General features: G+C 48.9%; 19 protein-coding genes. 4 read left to right on the forward strand and 15 right to left on the reverse strand.

Features of this window, described 5'->3' with window-relative positions; translation table 11 throughout:
• From TX85_RS27480 to TX85_RS08670, 10 genes are all read right to left on the reverse strand, one after another.
• On the reverse strand, positions 1–317 hold a 317-nt coding region (locus TX85_RS27480), incomplete at its 3' end, for an NAD(P)-dependent oxidoreductase (protein WP_044478679.1).
• Positions 318–362: 45 nt separating this feature from the next.
• The gene (locus tag TX85_RS08630; protein ID WP_044478680.1) at positions 363–1226 is read right to left on the reverse strand and encodes a VOC family protein; all 864 of its coding nucleotides are present in this window, start codon (positions 1224–1226) and stop codon (positions 363–365) included.
• Between the two features lie 137 nt (positions 1227–1363).
• Positions 1364–1825 (reverse strand): Rrf2 family transcriptional regulator, encoded by a 462-nt coding sequence (locus TX85_RS08635; RefSeq protein ID WP_044478682.1) that lies wholly within the window; start codon positions 1823–1825, stop codon positions 1364–1366.
• 89 nt (positions 1826–1914) lie between these two features.
• Positions 1915–2700 (reverse strand): TIGR00266 family protein, encoded by a 786-nt coding sequence (locus TX85_RS08640; protein ID WP_044478683.1) that lies wholly within the window; start codon positions 2698–2700, stop codon positions 1915–1917.
• A gap of 56 nt (positions 2701–2756) precedes the next feature.
• The gene (locus tag TX85_RS08645; RefSeq protein ID WP_044478684.1) at positions 2757–3260 is read right to left on the reverse strand and encodes a hypothetical protein; all 504 of its coding nucleotides are present in this window, start codon (positions 3258–3260) and stop codon (positions 2757–2759) included.
• 10 nt (positions 3261–3270) lie between these two features.
• Entirely contained in the window at positions 3271–3762 is a 492-nt protein-coding gene (locus TX85_RS08650; protein ID WP_044478686.1) for an isochorismatase family protein, read from the reverse strand.
• A gap of 130 nt (positions 3763–3892) precedes the next feature.
• Entirely contained in the window at positions 3893–5029 is a 1137-nt protein-coding gene (locus tag TX85_RS08655) for a zinc-dependent alcohol dehydrogenase (protein WP_044478687.1), read from the reverse strand.
• A gap of 216 nt (positions 5030–5245) precedes the next feature.
• Positions 5246–5713, reverse strand: a complete 468-nt coding sequence (locus TX85_RS08660; RefSeq protein WP_044478688.1) for a hypothetical protein — start codon at positions 5711–5713, stop codon at positions 5246–5248.
• Between the two features lie 120 nt (positions 5714–5833).
• The gene (locus tag TX85_RS08665; protein ID WP_233500664.1) at positions 5834–6913 is read right to left on the reverse strand and encodes an AI-2E family transporter; all 1080 of its coding nucleotides are present in this window, start codon (positions 6911–6913) and stop codon (positions 5834–5836) included.
• Between the two features lie 43 nt (positions 6914–6956).
• Complete coding sequence (locus TX85_RS08670) at positions 6957–7223, reverse strand: hypothetical protein (protein ID WP_049894877.1); 267 nt, start codon at positions 7221–7223, stop codon at positions 6957–6959.
• A gap of 130 nt (positions 7224–7353) precedes the next feature.
• Here TX85_RS08670 and TX85_RS08675 point away from each other — a divergent pair, with 130 nt between their 5' ends.
• The 3 genes from TX85_RS08675 to TX85_RS08685 all read left to right on the forward strand — a co-directional run bounded on the left by TX85_RS08675 (position 7354) and on the right by TX85_RS08685 (position 10710).
• A complete protein-coding gene (locus TX85_RS08675; RefSeq protein WP_081671679.1) occupies positions 7354–8709 on the forward strand; it encodes a TrkH family potassium uptake protein in 1356 nt (451 codons plus the stop codon).
• 70 nt (positions 8710–8779) lie between these two features.
• Positions 8780–10012: an aminopeptidase gene (locus tag TX85_RS08680; RefSeq protein WP_044478692.1), complete on the forward strand. Its 1233-nt coding sequence runs from the start codon at positions 8780–8782 to the stop codon at positions 10010–10012.
• Positions 10013–10128: 116 nt separating this feature from the next.
• Positions 10129–10710, forward strand: coding sequence for a TraR/DksA C4-type zinc finger protein (locus tag TX85_RS08685; RefSeq protein ID WP_044478693.1), 582 nt, complete (start codon positions 10129–10131; stop codon positions 10708–10710).
• Positions 10711–10780: 70 nt separating this feature from the next.
• Here TX85_RS08685 and TX85_RS08690 read toward each other — a convergent pair whose 3' ends face one another.
• From TX85_RS08690 to TX85_RS08700, 3 genes are all read right to left on the reverse strand, one after another.
• Positions 10781–12061 (reverse strand): hemolysin family protein, encoded by a 1281-nt coding sequence (locus TX85_RS08690; protein ID WP_187375134.1) that lies wholly within the window; start codon positions 12059–12061, stop codon positions 10781–10783.
• A gap of 345 nt (positions 12062–12406) precedes the next feature.
• Positions 12407–12793, reverse strand: coding sequence for a spore coat protein GerQ (gerQ, locus tag TX85_RS08695; protein WP_233500734.1), 387 nt, complete (start codon positions 12791–12793; stop codon positions 12407–12409).
• Positions 12794–12890: 97 nt separating this feature from the next.
• Entirely contained in the window at positions 12891–13313 is a 423-nt protein-coding gene (locus TX85_RS08700; RefSeq protein ID WP_044478695.1) for a cell wall hydrolase, read from the reverse strand.
• Between the two features lie 275 nt (positions 13314–13588).
• Here TX85_RS08700 and TX85_RS08705 point away from each other — a divergent pair, with 275 nt between their 5' ends.
• Positions 13589–14914, forward strand: a complete 1326-nt coding sequence (locus TX85_RS08705) for a protoporphyrinogen/coproporphyrinogen oxidase (RefSeq protein ID WP_044478696.1) — start codon at positions 13589–13591, stop codon at positions 14912–14914.
• A gap of 62 nt (positions 14915–14976) precedes the next feature.
• Here TX85_RS08705 and TX85_RS08710 read toward each other — a convergent pair whose 3' ends face one another.
• Positions 14977–15387, reverse strand: a complete 411-nt coding sequence (locus tag TX85_RS08710; protein WP_044478697.1) for a DUF2500 domain-containing protein — start codon at positions 15385–15387, stop codon at positions 14977–14979.
• Positions 15388–15636: 249 nt separating this feature from the next.
• Positions 15637–15822, reverse strand: coding sequence for a hypothetical protein (locus TX85_RS08715; RefSeq protein WP_044478698.1), 186 nt, complete (start codon positions 15820–15822; stop codon positions 15637–15639).
• Positions 15823–15957 lie beyond the last annotated feature (135 nt).

Raw genomic sequence — 15957 nt, forward strand, 5'->3', positions numbered from 1 at the left:
AAGCTTCCTGCTCCGCCGACAACGAACAGACGAGTATCCGGCTTATTCCGCAACGCCTTAATCAGCACATTCCCCGCTTCCACATATTGCTCTTCTTGTCCGATCGGAGCTGCGAATGCGTTAACGACCACATCAAAGCCTTCAAGATCCGCTGTCGTTAATTGAAAGATGTCCTTTTCGATGTAAGCAGTGTCCTTCTCCGCGAGCTTGGACGCATCCCTTACAATCGCAGTAACCTGATGACCTCTTTGCTTTGCTTCTCCCAAAATACGACTTCCAGCCTTTCCGTTCGCTCCAATAACCGCAATCTTTGCCATGTTCTTTATCCTCCTGGGTTTAAATTAATTAATGGGATGAATTACTCATTTCAGAACCACCAGCTCAATCCCGTTGCCGAATGGATCCTTGAGCGCTGCTCCTTGCTGACCTTCAAGCTTTGCAAATGCTATTCCCTCCGCTTCCAGGCGGTTCAGGATTTCCTGCAATGAAGCTTCCTCCGGGATGAGAATGGAATAATATCTTAATCCTGCTGCTTGCTCCGGAGCCGGCGGGGCTCCCTTGCCTGCCCAGGTATTGAGACCAATATGATGATGATATCCGCCTGCGGAAATAAACAGGGCTGCATCTCCATAAGTTGTGATTCGGTCAAATCCAATGATATCGCAGTAGAAATGCTCGGCTATATGTAAATCACCGACATGCAGATGGATATGCCCGATCTTGGTGCCCGCGGGCATGCCTTGCCAGCTAATCCCCTCGGAGATCGCCATGAGGCCGCTGACATCCACCGGATCCGTGGTCATGATGATCCCTCCGTGTTCGTCTCTCTTCCAGGTATCCCTTGGGCGATCCGCATAAATTTCAATCCCGTTGCCGTCAGGATCATCAAGATACAAAGCCTCGCTGACAAGATGATCGCCTTGACCAACCGGAATCTGATGACGGATCAAATTCCGCAGAGCTATACCCAGCGACTGGCGATCCGGCAGTAGAATCGCAAAATGGTATAAGCCTGAGGTTCTGCGGTTGCGCTGCTTCTGGAAGAGTTGATTCTCCTCCAGAACCACCAACGGATGCACGCCGTCGGCACTCAATTCAGCAATAGCTCCCTCCTGGCGAACCAGCTTGAGACCGATCACTTCTTGATAAAATCGGAGCGAGGTTTCCATGTTGCTAATTTTTAATTGTACAAGTCCTATTTCAGATCGAGGATGGATCCTGTTCATCTTTCGCCCTTCCTTTCGAGCTTCTTTTTAATTGTAACTATTTTGGTTACATTTACTTGTAACAAGTATAGTTACAGATAAAGCGCGTTGTCAAGCAAAATTTCAAAGGACCAAAAAAAGCCCCCTTGGCGGGGACTTTATTTAATCTGCTCCGGTGCGTGCTGGTCATCATCGCAGGCAACATGATTCAGCTTGCCGACAATCTCCTCCAGACTCACCTTCGCCAAGGTCTGCTCCATGGCATGCTGAGCAGCGGAAAATACCGGCTCGATGGATTCCTGTATATGCTTGCCAACCGGACAGTTGGGATTCGGCTTCTCATGAATCGCGAACAGAGCATCCTCTTCGACGACTTCAACAGCACGATAAATATCCAGCAGTGTAAGCTCGGAGACGGAACGAGCCAGCCGCGTTCCTGCTACACCCGGACGAACCTGAACAATACCCGCTTTATTTAGCATGCCCAGAATCCGACGGATCACTACAGGATTCGTGTTAACGCTGCTTGCAATATAATCGGAGGTATTTACTCCGTCCTTATTTAGTTCCAGCAAAGAAAGTGCATGTATGGCTACGGCAAACCGGGAACTGATCGTCATGGTTGACCCTCTTTTCCTTTTTTCGATGTAACTATCATAGTTACAAATGCTCGGAAATGTCAATTCCCTTTGTCACTTCTTCACTGAAATTAGCGTTCAAATAAATTGCCAAGACCGCCTAATACACTGCCTTCATCCTTACTGCCGCGACCATACCGTGCAGAGGACAACACGCGATCCGCAAGGCGGCTGAATGGCAAGGACTGAACCCAGACCTTCCCGGGTCCGCGCAAGGTGGCGAAGAATAGCCCTTCTCCCCCAAACAAGGCTGTCTTCACGCCCTTGACCATCTCGATGTTGTAATCCACCGACGCCGTCATGGCAACGAGACAGCCGGTATCCAGGCGCAGCATCTCTCCCGGTGCGAGCGTCCGCTCCAGCACCAGCCCACCGGAATGAACAAAAGCCAGGCCATCACCCTCAAGCTTCTGCATAATGAAGCCTTCGCCTCCGAAGAATCCTGTTCCTAACCGACGCTGAAATTCGATGCCAAGGGACACGCCTTTGGCCGCGCACAGGAAGGAGTCCTTTTGACAGATAATCTTGCCGCCAAGCATGGAAAGATCCATAGGAATGATTTTTCCGGGATAAGGTGAAGCAAAGGTGACGCTCTGCCGTTGATAGCCTTCATTCGTAAAGACGGTCATGAATAGCCCTTCTCCGGTAATCAGGCGCTTCCCCGCTCCCATCAGCTTCCCCATCAAGCCGCTGCCCTGATTGCTGCCGTCGCCGAAGATCGTCTCCATGCGGATATCCTGATCCATCATCATGAAGCTGCCGGCCTCGGCAACTACGCTCTCTCTTTGATCCAGTTGAATTTCCACGCATTGCATTTCTTCCCCGATAATACGGTAATCGATATCATGTGCCGACACGTTATTTCCTCCCCAAATAAATGAATCTTATGTAATATAGTCGCGCTCCTCAGCTCTCATAACTGTTTCAACATAATTAGCATATGTTCAAGCATTTGCGGTAAGTCCTGAATCACTTCTTCACCGAATCTGCGCATGAAATGAACGGAAATTTCGTTGAGCGGAAGTGCGTCAGTTTGGCCGTATATGGTGGAGATTCGTTGTGTCTGTCCCACATGCCGCCCCCAGATTTCTGTGACCAGCTGTTCAATACGCGGACAATCTGTAACGGGATCTCGAACATATTTGAAGAATACAGGCTGCATATGGCATCCCAGCGTGACAGATCCCAATTCCATAATTTCACCAGCCAAATCTTCTGTATCGGCCCATAATCTGAGCTCTGCCCAAGTGTCCTTCTGCTCCGGCAAGATGAATTTGATCGCGTAGAACCTCGACATGGCAGACAATTCGATTCTGTCCGTCCGGCCTATCACTTGCAATTGTCCCTCAGAGTCCATGTCGTAAACGGCCCCTTCAAGCACAACCTTCAGATTGTCGAATACCGTAGGATCAAACATAAGTCCCTCCTTAAGACTTCAATATTGAAGCGATAACAGGATAAGATATGAGCGGGCGAACCTCGGTAACGGCTTGAACCGCATTCGGATGCTCGCCAAGTAATCCGTTTTGCAAATAGGCTGCGCCAAATCCGCGTTCCTTGGCTCCGTTATAAGTGAATGTAACACAATGCTCGGCCGCGAAGCCGCATACAATTACAAAATCAACGCCCTCCTGCCGAAGTACGTCCTCCAGATTTGTCTTCCAGAAGGCATTCGACCATTCCTTGTGAAGTATTAATTCTCCCCCTGTCAGCTCAATTTCAGGAATAACTGCGAAATCCTCCGAGTCAATTCCACCTTCAACCTCAATGTCTTGAATGACAACAATAGGCTTGCCTGCATCCCGAAACAGACTGGATACATAATTAATATACATGCATACCTCTTCCACCTCGCCCCGTTTCCTTGGGCCAGGAATATGTCCTTCCTGCAAATCAATGATTAATAACGCCGGATTCATATACCAACCTCCTTTCAAATAAATGGATTTTCTATGAAGTTGCTTCTATTATACACGTTTCGGGAAGGACATGGGAACCTGCAAACCAAGCGGGCAGCCCCGAGGATCAGGACGGAGCTGCCAAGGCTGCTTATGGCTTCAGGACTACCTTGATACAACTGTCTTTCTTATCATTGAACATGCTGTAAGCATCCTCAGCCTCATCCAGCGAGAGCCGATGCGTGATAATGTCGGTGGGATCGAGCTTGCCGGATACGATTTGCCGGTAAAGCTCAGGGATGAGATGAATAATAGGAGCCTGTCCAGTCCGGATATTAACATTACGCTCAAATAAATCTCCGAACGGGAACATATTGTATTTCAACCCGTAGACACCGGTTACCTGGATGGTCCCGCCTTTACGCACGACCTGCGCTGCTGTATTAAAGGCTTGAAGAGATCCGCCTTGCAGCATCAATGCGGTCTCCACCTTCTCGGCCACGGATTTCTTGGCATCCAGCCCGACACAGTCAATGACTACGTCGGCACCGCCGCGGGTGATCTCCTTCAGATGCGCTTCAAAATCATCAAATTCCTCAAAATTAAAAATTTCCGCCTTGTTTGTAGCTTTCGCGTGAGCAAGCCGATAATCCAGATGGTCTACGGCAATCACTCGCTTCGCGCCTTTCTGCCAGGCGAATTTCTGCACCATCAGGCCGACGGGGCCGCAGCCCAAAATAATGACCGTATCTCCGGGCTTTACCCCTCCATTTATAACGCTCCAATAGGCAGTCGGAATAACGTCGGAGAGGAACAGCAGCTTCTCATCCTCGATCTCCACCTGCTCAGGAACTACAAAAGGAACGAAATTGCCGAACGGAACTCTAAGCAGCTCAGCCTGTCCTCCTGCATAATCACCATACCTCGTTGAATACCCGAAGTAGCCCCCTGTATCCCGTTCAGGGTTGGCCTGGTCGCACTGGCTTTCCAGTTGGTTTTTGCAGAAGAAGCACTCCCCGCACGCCACGTTGAACGGAATGATGACGCGGTCTCCCTTCTTGATTCGCTCTACGGCGGGACCGACATCAGTCACAACCCCCATCGGCTCATGGCCGATCACATAATCATCGTACATACCGGGAACTTCCCCATTATAAATGTGCAGATCGGATCCGCAAATCGCCGTTGAAGTCACCCGAATGAGAATATCATCCTTTTTCTCCAGCTTGGCATCCGGTACCTCCTTCACCCGAACAGCTCTCTTACCTTGATAGGTTAACGCCTTCATCCAATGTGCTCCCTTCGTCCTTATGGCTTCTTTATCAGGCTTTCCTATTTAACATGAATTACACGGAATCTTTATACGTTGAGCTACTGATTGTACGCGGGCATTATGCCTCTTCAACGCAGCCACTTCAACTCAACCTATATAGAAATACAAGAACAAAAAAGCACCTTGTCCCCTAGAAAGGAGACAAAGTGCTTTTGGCTGGAAATGACATGACTATTCGTATACCGTCATTCCCCGAACTTGCTTGGCCAATTCGATGTATGGCCCTTCGGCAAGATTGTTAAAGGCAAGATGCGTTGCTCGCAAGCTCAACAATCGATCCCCGGGCTGAACGCCGAATTGCTCCCAGGTAGGCAGCGGCAGACGGATGTAATGATCTGAGGCCAGATGCGTCCAGCAAAATACACGCTCTTTAAAACTGGTGATATGGCCGGGAGGCACCTGGAAATTCTGAATTTCCGGAACGGCTGCAAAAACCTTCGCGAGGGGAGAATTATCAATCAGTTCCTTGCATACGACGCTAAACCCTTTTGCCGTATTGCGCCCGGACATCAGAATCACATTGGAATTCGTTCGAATTCCGTATTCCTGCAGGGCCTGATCCGGCAGGTAAAACGATCCGTCGGGCAGTATTTTACTCCAAGCGTAAAAGTACTTTCCGTTTTTGGCGGTGACTGCCATTTCCTATCATCCCCCGAGCATTTTTGATTAACCAATTTATTAGATTAATCATCTCGCAAGGAGTGGAACTGGTGATATGATTTTCCTCACCCAAAAAGAGGTTGCGGAAAAGTTTTAGGACTATAGACTGAGCTCTTCTGTTTTCGAATCCATATAAATCCGGTAGATTTTCACGATCACAATTTTTGCGACCATATAGGTCGGAATCGCCAGGATCATGCCGAGAATCCCTGCAAAATCACCTGCAATCAAGAGCAGAATGATCGTAGTCAGAGGATGAATATTAATTGTCTTTCCATAAATGTAAGGCGAAACTAGATTGCCTTCGATCTGCTGGGCTGCTACGACAATGATAATCACCCCGATCACCATGGTCGGTGATACCGTAAAGGCCACGATAACGCAAGGGATTGCTCCCAGCAAAGCCCCGAAATAAGGAATGAAGCTGAATAAGGCTCCCACGATAGCAAGCAGAAGCGGATACGGAAGTCCGATGATCCAAAATCCGACAAAGCTCATGATGGCGAGCACGATGGCGCTTATCATTCTTCCTGCAATAAATCCTTTTAGCATGCCGTCAATTTCGCTAAGTACGGATTGAGCTTCACTGCGGTATGTCTTGGGAACCGTCCGCAACAGCGCCGGTCTGACGCGTTGGTCTTCCTTCAGCATATAATAAAGCATGATCGGTACCGTACCCACCACAATGAAGAAATCATTCAGGAAGGTGACTACATGAGATACATATCCGCTTGCTTGCTTTAGGCCTTGATTGACGTACTCGGTTACCTTTTCCATCAACTGCGTGTTCTCGGTTTGCAGCATGGACATCAATCGATTGTCCCGAATTGCATTGAACTGCGCTTCCAGGCTCGTGACCAGCTTCGGAATATTGTTGCCAAAGTCGATGATCTGCTTCTGGAGAGGCGGCCAGACCAGAATCAGGAACAACGCAACCAAGCCGGCAAACAGGAGATAAATCAACAGGATCGAAAGCATCCGGTTAAGCTTTCTAGCCTCAAGGAACTGAACGATCGGCCTTAGCAAATAGTATAGAAATCCTGAGATCGTGAATGGCACAATCAGAATTTGTACCAGTGTCTCCAGCGGATTAAAAATGAATTTCACTTTGTGAATCAAATAAATGATGGTGAGAATCATAATGGTGCCAAGGGCTCTTCTGTAAAAAGGCTTATCCATCATAGGCATCCTCCCCCTTCACAATTTCCTATGTATTGACCGGCTACGCTCCGAGCGCGGCCTGGGCTGCATCCAGCAGCGCATCAAACCAGTCATCATCCTCTTCGAGTGCGGCATCGACCTCCATAAATTGCGCCTCTAATCCGGATTCATGGGCATAATGAAGGCTGTAGTCCCACTCCTTCCCCCTCTTGCTGAAGAAGGTGATCTCGTAGGCCGCTTTGTGTCCTTCAACCTCAAAGACGGTTTTACCCAAAAATGCTCCTTCGGAATCTTTATGCATGGAGGCTTCCACAATATTAAATTTCATCGGCGCAAACTCCCTTTCTGCGTTTTTGTAGGAAATTGATTTCTTCTACAGTCAAGTTCCACTATAATGGGTGATATTATCGTATCATTTTTTGCGTATATAGCAACAACATGTATGAGGTGAATCTTCTTTGGCTAAAACCATCCCAAAGTCCGGTGCGCTGACTCCGGCGAAAGTATTATCTTACGGCTTCGGCATCATCATTATTCTGGGCACCTTCTTGCTGTCGCTCGGCCCCGCGTCTGCTGACGGCAAGCCGATGGGCTTGATCGATGCCCTGTTTATGGCTACCTCCGCGACCTGTGTCACAGGTCTTGCTGTCGTGGACACCGGCACTCATTTTTCCCTCTTCGGCCAGGTTGTACTGCTGCTCCTGGTCCAAATCGGCGGACTGGGCTTCATGGTCATCGGTACTTTGATCGCGCTCGCCTTCAACCGCCGCATCTCGCTCCGGGACCGGCTGGTGCTCCAGGAGGCAATGAACCATAACTCAATGGAGAATCTCATGACCCTGCTTCGCCGGGTGATTCAGTATTCGCTTGTTATCGAGGTCATCGGAGCCCTTCTGCTCGCTGCTCGCTGGGCGGTCGATATGCCGCTTGGACAGGCTCTCTATTTCGGGTTGTTCCACAGCATTTCTATCTTTAATAATGCGGGCTTCGATCTGTTCGGCTCAGTCCACGGAAAATTCAGCGGCCTGGCTGAATATGCAGGCGATCCCTATGTCAATATCGTTGTCATGGTGCTGATCTTTCTCGGCGGGATTGGCTTTATTGTGATTTCAGACCTGCTGCACTATCGCCATACCCGAAAGCTGACCTTGCACTCCAAGGTCGTCCTTAGTATGTCCGGCATCCTGGTTGTTGCAGGCGCCTTGCTGATCCTGTTGCTGGAAATGAAAAATCCGGCTACACTGCAATCCGAAACCTTCGGCGACAAGCTGATGAGCTCGTTCTTCCATTCCATCAGCTCCAGATCCGGAGGGGTCACAACTCTGAGCGTTGCGGAAATGGAGCATTCAACCCAATTCTTGCTGATTATCTTAATGTTTATCGGCGCAGCGCCCGGATCAACCGGAGGCGGGATCAAGGTTACGGTTTTCGCAGTGCTGCTCGGGGCCATGTACGCTATGCTGCGCGGGCGTGAGGATATTGTATTTTTCCGGAGAAGACTGTCCAAGGAATCCATCATGCGGGCCATTACCCAGACCTGGCTGGCCTTGATCCTTGTTGTCTTAACGGGAATGGTCCTCTCTACGCTGGAGGATCGCGAATTCTTGCCGCTGCTGTTCGAGACGACGTCAGCCTTCGCGACCGCCGGAATGAGTCTGGACTTGACCCCGCGTCTAACGGATATCAGCAAGGTGATCCTTTGCATCGTTATGTTTCTGGGCCGTATCGGACCTGTTACACTGGCATATGCGATCACGCCAAAATCCGAAAAGGAGCTGTACAGGTATCCGGAGGGGAAAATAACCATCGGTTAATTGGAACAAGCTTCTGAATCGTAGTATGATAGTAAAAAACTATTCCATTAGTTGTGGAGGAGACGAACCCATGTCCAATTTTCAAGACAAGCTGCAAAAATACGCCGATCTGGCAGTCCGAATCGGTGTAAATGTCCAACCCGGTCAAAATCTGATCGTGGTTGCAACAGTTGATTCAGCCGAGCTGGTGCGCCTGATCGTGAAGCAAGCATATGAAGCCGGAGCAAGATTCGTTAAGGTGAACTGGACGGATGATACCGTAACGCGTCTCCGTTATGAGAAGGCTGCTGATGAGTCTTTCCTTGATGATCCGAAATGGTACGCAGGCGAAATGCTTGAATATGTTGAGAATGGCGCTGCCGTACTTCATGTCATCTCTTCCGACCCGGATTTGTTGACAGGTATTGATCCGCAGCGGATTACGAATCACCAGAAGACCTACGGCAAGGCGATGAGCAAATACCGCGAGCTGCAAATGGCGGACAAATTCAGCTGGTCCATCGTGGCAGTACCTTCCAAGAGCTGGGCAGCCAAGGTGTTCCCTGAGCTTCCGGAGAATGAGCAAGTCAACGCCCTGTGGGAAGCGATCTTCAAGACCGTGCGTATCGATCAGCCTGATCCGGTTGCCGCCTGGAAAGAGCATATCGCCAACCTCACGCAAAAATCAGAGTATCTCAATAGCAAAAAGTATAAGAAGCTTCATTACATAGCTCCGGGTACGGATCTTACGATCGAGCTTCCAAAAGGACATCTGTGGGTTGCTGCCGAAAGCTTGAACGCACAAGGCAACACCTTCCTGGCCAATCTTCCGACCGAGGAAGTGTTCACCGCTCCGCTGAAGACCGGTGTGAACGGAACTGTGTCCAGCACGAAGCCGCTTAGCTATAACGGCAATATTATCGACGAGTTCCAGCTGACCTTCAAGGACGGACGGATTGTTGACTATTCCGCCAAGGTAGGAGAAGCAACGCTGAAGCAGCTGGTTGAACTGGATGAAGGCTCCCATTATCTTGGCGAGGTTGCCCTGGTTCCTCATGGTTCGCCAATTTCCCAATCGGGCATTTTGTTCTATAATACCTTGTTTGATGAAAATGCCTCGAACCATCTGGCGATCGGAAATGCTTATGCCTTCAACCTGGAAGGCGGCAAATCGATGACCCGCGAGGAATTGAACGAGCATGGCCTGAACGCAAGCTTCGCGCATGAGGACTTTATGGTCGGCTCCGCGGAAATGGACATCTACGGCGTCACTGCTGACGGAACGGAAGAGCCTGTATTTGCTAAGGGAAATTGGGCGTTCTAATTGTACGCCAGGCTCAATCCACATGCTTTAAACCTCCATCACCCTGCTGGAATTATCCGGCAGGGTGATTTGCTGCGTGCGTGAACGGGTAACATGTCTGCAAAGGAGGAATGAGCATGACTCATCTTAGCGATTCACAATTGCGCACGCTGGAGCATGCCCTGCTGGAGGAGCAGCGGGAGCTAGAACATCATTTTGATAGCTCCGGCGAAGACTCCCTAACCGATTCGACCGGCGAGCTCTCTGCTTATGACAACCATCCTGCCGATGCGGGCACCGAACTATTTGAACGCAGCCGGGATCTGGCCCTTGCTGATAATCTGAAGCAGCGAATGAGCGAAATCGGAGAAGCATTAGGCCGAATCCGTAAAGGCACATATGGAAACTGCGTCGTCTGCGGTCAAACAATTCCCTATGAACGATTAACTGTCATGCCATATACCGAATTTTGCACAGAGCACGCCCAAAAGGAAGCTGAGGTACAAGGTCTCATATCACGCATTGTGGAGGAAGACCTCATTACTCCCCCGCCCGCCCGTCCGGATGAGATCGGCTGGCAGCATAGCGGACGATTTGATGATGCAGGCGCTTGGCGTACGGTGGAGCGCTTCGGCAATTCCGATTCACCTGCCATGGCGGCACGCCGTAACGCTGGAAATTATGAATCAATGCTGCCGGACGAAGAAGATCCGTCCTGATAATTAATGGCATGAACAAGAAAGGCTGCTTCGTTCCGCAATTCTGCGGACAAAGCAGCCTTCTATTTTCTTAGGCGCCAGCTTCCTCAATCGGTACGAATTGCCGTTTGAGCAGCTTGACGCGTGAGATTCGTTTATGATCAATTTCTTCTACACTGAACAGATGTCCTTCGGATTCCACGGATTGGCCGACAGTTGGAGGTAATACCTCGATTCGCGAATATAGCCAGCCGCCAATGGTATCGTAATCCTCACAATCCAGCTCGAAGCCGAAACGGTCATTGACCGATTCGATTAGCATCAGCCCGTCAATAGAAAATTCATCCTCGCTCACCTGCTCGATGCCAGGACGCTCTTCATCAAATTCATCCTGAATCTCTCCTACGATCTCTTCGACGATGTCCTCCAGGGTCACCATTCCCGAGGTGCCGCCATATTCATCGATCAGGATGGCAATCTGCGTCTTTCCACGCTGCATTCGCTTCATCAGTTCACTGATTTGAGTCGATTCTGGCACCGCCATGATCGGTCTGACCAGGTCACGGTAATCCTGTGTGCTCGAGCGGATCAGATCCTTGATATGAATGAATCCGATAATATGATCCTTATCAACATCACACACGGGATATCTCGTGCGTGTCCCGTCCAGAGCAATCGTCAGGTTTTCTTCCAGTGAATTTTGCGTATAAAGACATATCATTTCCGTGCGGGGAATCATGATTTCTCTTGCGGTGGTAACTCTGAATTCAAAGATGTTGTCGACCAGTGACATTTCGGTACTGTCAATTAGTCCGCTCTCCGAGCTTTCCTTCATCATCACCCGGATTTCTTCCTCAGTATGCAGATGATTCTGTCCTTCCTGCGGTGTGATGCCTACCAACCGAAGCAGCCCGGAAGACAAGCGGTTCAATAGCCAAACGACGGGATACATGATCCGGTAAAATACAAGCATCGGTCTCGCCCACAACAAGGTTATTTTCTCGTATTTTCGGACGGCCAAAGACTTTGGAGCTAATTCTCCAAGCACGATATGTAGAACTGCGATCAAGATAAAGGATATAGCGAGTGAAGTTACATGGGCAGCACGGTCAGTCAATCCGGCAGCCTCAAACACCGGGTCCAGCAGCCCCGCTACTAATGGCTCTCCGAGCCATCCCAAACCAAGTGAGCAAAGCGTAATTCCCAGCTGACAGGCAGATAAGTATCCGTCCAGATGTTGAAGCAGATTTTTAGCAATGACGGCACTTTTGCGTCCTTCTTCGATTAAGGCATCCATTCGGCTGCTTCTGATCTTGACGATGGCGAACTCCGCAGAGACAAAGAAACCATTCAGCAGCACCAATAGCAGCATTAATCCTAATGAAAAAAGACTCGGTAAAGGGTCAGTCAATTTGTTTCCTATTCCCGCCGTAAATTCGGAGAATAGGAGCACCTCCTTCGCGGTATAGAGTGAACAGCACAGGCTCAGCTCCGTAATATGAATATTTATAATTAATTATATTATTATACACTACACAGTCAAACTTTGGTCTATGACAGATAGCCAGGCTTTCGGTCAAAAATAATCCGTTCGGAGGGCGAGTTAGATGGGGCAACGTGTGAAGTGTGCCTAAGCACCCTTCACACGTTGCCCCAGGCATGCAAAATCAATCTTTAAACGGTTTTATCCTATACTGCCGAGCTCTCGCCGTCTATCCTATCTTGTCGTAGGTATGTTGCCGATGGTTCCAGGATATTGATAGACAAGCGGCTGGTCAAAGGTCGCATAATTCAGATTCACCATCAACAGAATAGTCCGTACGCCGGTTGTAGGATCGCTAATAATAATATGGTCTCTACCTGCCGCTTCAAGCACGCCCTTGAATATTTTTGCATTCCATTCCGAATTGTTCTCGTAGGTCATATAAAATGTACCGACTTTGCCCAAATTCAGCCTTAAAATATTCTCGATGTACGATTGTTCATAGGCGGGAATTTGTACCGGTACTACGGTTCCAGAAGTCGTCATTGGACTACCGCTTGGCACTTTAGGCGGCATGGTCTGGGTCTGCTGGGCGGCATAAGGCATGGTTCCGCTCATCATCGGATAGGGACGGAATCCCGTACCTCCTTGTCCGAATGCCCCTTGCTGATACGTTGAATTGAACATGTGGATAAATCCTCCTTCTATTTACTTGAAGTTAGTAGACCTGCGGACAATCCTCCGCAGTAGGAGCGAAGAAGCAGTGGGCTTTAAAGCGTCCGGTGTTTTGCTGATTGTACCATGTAGACGGGCAGTCTCCTGCCGGTCTGAAGAACCATAAGGCATTGGAAGCGGGGCGGATCTTTTCTCCGTTAATAACTCTTCTGGCCAGATCGATGTCGCGCTCCCTAGCGCCTTGATAAAAGTATCCCTTCTGAGTGGCTTCGAATCCGCCCGGAGATTGGAAGACCATGTCTCTCATGCTACGGATGTCCCGGAAATCCAGGCAATTGCCCAGGATCCGGTTTACGCCGACATTACCTACCATCAGCATGCCTTCCAGCCCTTCTCCTTCCGCCTCGGCCCGGATCAATCTGGCTAACAGCTTAACATCTTCTGAGTTCGTTTGAATTACAGCCAAGTTTCTATTCCCTCCTTCCCTTCTTCTCCAGTGATGTATTTTATGTGCGATAGCCCAAGGAGGTGCAACCCAAGAAAGTTATTTAGGGCTTGTCAAGGGGTAATCATTAAATAGGTCGTGAATGCGATTGCAATTTTGAATATTTAGTGTCTATTTCTATGGACGCGCTTACATGAATAGCATATACTAAGATTGTTAAAGCTTGGTGTCCCTTTGCGTTCTATGCCATGTGCACGATCCAATTTGTTTTCAATAACCTTTTAGGAGGTTCTCACATGAAAATCGCAATTATTGGCGGCGGTCTGGCCGGGTTGACTGCAGCGGCATACTTATCCAAAAACCCGGAGACGGAAGGAACCGTATTTGAACGAAGTCCGCAGCTTGGCGGACGGGCCTTTACTTATGAGAAATCCGGATTCACCTTGAACTTTGGCGCTCACGCTGTGTATGGGTTCGACAGACACACCTTGCAAATGATGGGACAGGAGCTTCAGCTTCGATTTGACAGCAAGCAGGTTGACAAGCGGAAGGTTGTCTATGCCAAGAATGGCGTGCTCACCCCTGCCCCGCTTGATTTCGTGAACATTATGAAGACCGATGTGCTTACGGTAAAAGAAAAACTGAGATTTGTTGCCGAGGTTGCGGCGGTAATCGGAAATGTGCATCATCTGAAAAACTATGCCACACTCGGAGAATATCTCGATCAGGCACATTCCTCGGAAGATGTGAAGGAACTATGGGAGCATCTCGTCTGCTCCAACTTCTTCATTACTCCGGAGGATGCCCGCCAGGTTTCCGGCGAGGTCATCGCAGAATATTACCATAATTTATTTCTCTCCAATCGGCCGGTCAATTACATTATTGGCAGCTGGTCCACCATTACAAATCAATTGGCCGACAAGATCCGCAATAATCGCAGATGGGACATTGCGGTGAAGGAAGCTGTCGAAGCTATCGATTATGTAGATGGACAGTTCAGATTAAAGACCAAAACTCGGGAAGAGCTGATCTTTGATCAAGTTATTTTGGCAATGCCTATTCAACAAGCGGGGAAGCTGCTGGACTCTACGCCGTGGGCGGATAAGCTTGCCGCCTATAATGCTAACAGCTGCACAGAGGTTCTCGTATATGACGTCGGCTTCAATCATGTCGTGGCCCGCCCCTTCCACTATATTAGCGATATGGATCATAAAGTCTTTATCAGTGATGTATCGGCTACCGATCACACGGTGGCTCCAGCCGGGGGCCAACTGCTGCAGGGCATCGCTTATTTGAATGATACCTTTGAGGACGAAGAGCAAAAGAAGCGCTATCTGGATGAAAGACTGCAGCAGATGGAGGCGTTGTTCGATACGCATTACCCGGGCTGGCGGGAACACGCTGAAGTGAAGAGAGTATCGAAGAAGGCCATGGTATCCAGCATTAAGAACATTCATTCCAATCAACTCCTTCCTGTACAGCTTCCCGGTACGCCTCTCTTCTTCTGCGGTGACGGCTGTGAAGGCAAGGGCGAGTTGGCCGAACGCTCCTTCTCAAGCGGGCGAGCGGCTGCGCAGCAGATCCTCGCCGAGAGATTACAGCTGCATGCGGTTGCTCAATAGAAAATGAATGCACACAAAAAGAGCTGTTCCCTCGGAACAGCTCTTGATTTTATCCTTAATAGTTAGTAATGCCTGTACTCCTGCATTCCAGTAGTCCGATAAGCCCTTCTCATTCGCTCAAATCCTAGGTATCGCGTTCCCTGGAACGTCAGCTTGCCCTCATCTCCCTCCGAGCACTGCCCGTATTCGTCTCCGCTCACAATGAACTCCAGCCGGTCTCCGCTCTCCACTTCAAAGGTTATAAAGTATTTAGAATCCGTGCGATTCACCGACAGATCAGGATCGTGGCGATGCGACACCTCTGTACGCTTGCCTACAATGAGGGAATGGACACTGAGCATAGGCTTCCGGCTATTGGATACATGACGATGAATGCCGCTGACTGTAGTAATAGCAAGAATCCCGATCAAGACGACGATGAAGATTGGAAAAGCAGAGTTCATTATATCGAACATTTCGACCCACGATTGCATGCTTCCCCTCCTTATCACGCAAGCATATAAGTTAAACTACTGAAATTTATGTTCTAGGGGCAACGTAGCTTTTATAGTTCAACTTATAGCGCTTTTCGGTCATCCTCCCTTTTCATTCTCATATATATGCTCTTAGATCAAAAACTTGTATTCATGTCCCGGCTAAATTATTCAAGTCTTGTCCTGTTTCTTTGTAAAAAAATAACCCTCGCCAGGATGCGCGAAGGTTACGCTGGGTTCTCGTTCTTTTTATGCATAGTATAATTGCAGCAATTCTCTGGTCTCTTCAGCATTCTCTTCCGGCGAAGCACATAGTCCTTGCTCTGCCCAACAAGCCCGGCAAGTCTCTTCAGTCGTGCACAGGTGAGCATCCTCGCAAGTGTAGCAGAATTGCAGGTAGTTGCGGGTAACATTTTCTGGGTTGACTGTTTTCATCATGACTCACTCCTAAAGGTTTTGTATGTGATCGAACTTGCATTTCTCTCATTTCTTCTTACAAGTTAAATATATCAAAAAGTATTTGGAGTGAACGTGATAAATTTCACAAAATGATGAACTTCATGAGAAAAG

Source organism: Paenibacillus antibioticophila, assembly GCF_000455265.1.
Taxonomy (GTDB): domain Bacteria; phylum Bacillota; class Bacilli; order Paenibacillales; family Paenibacillaceae; genus Fontibacillus; species Fontibacillus antibioticophila.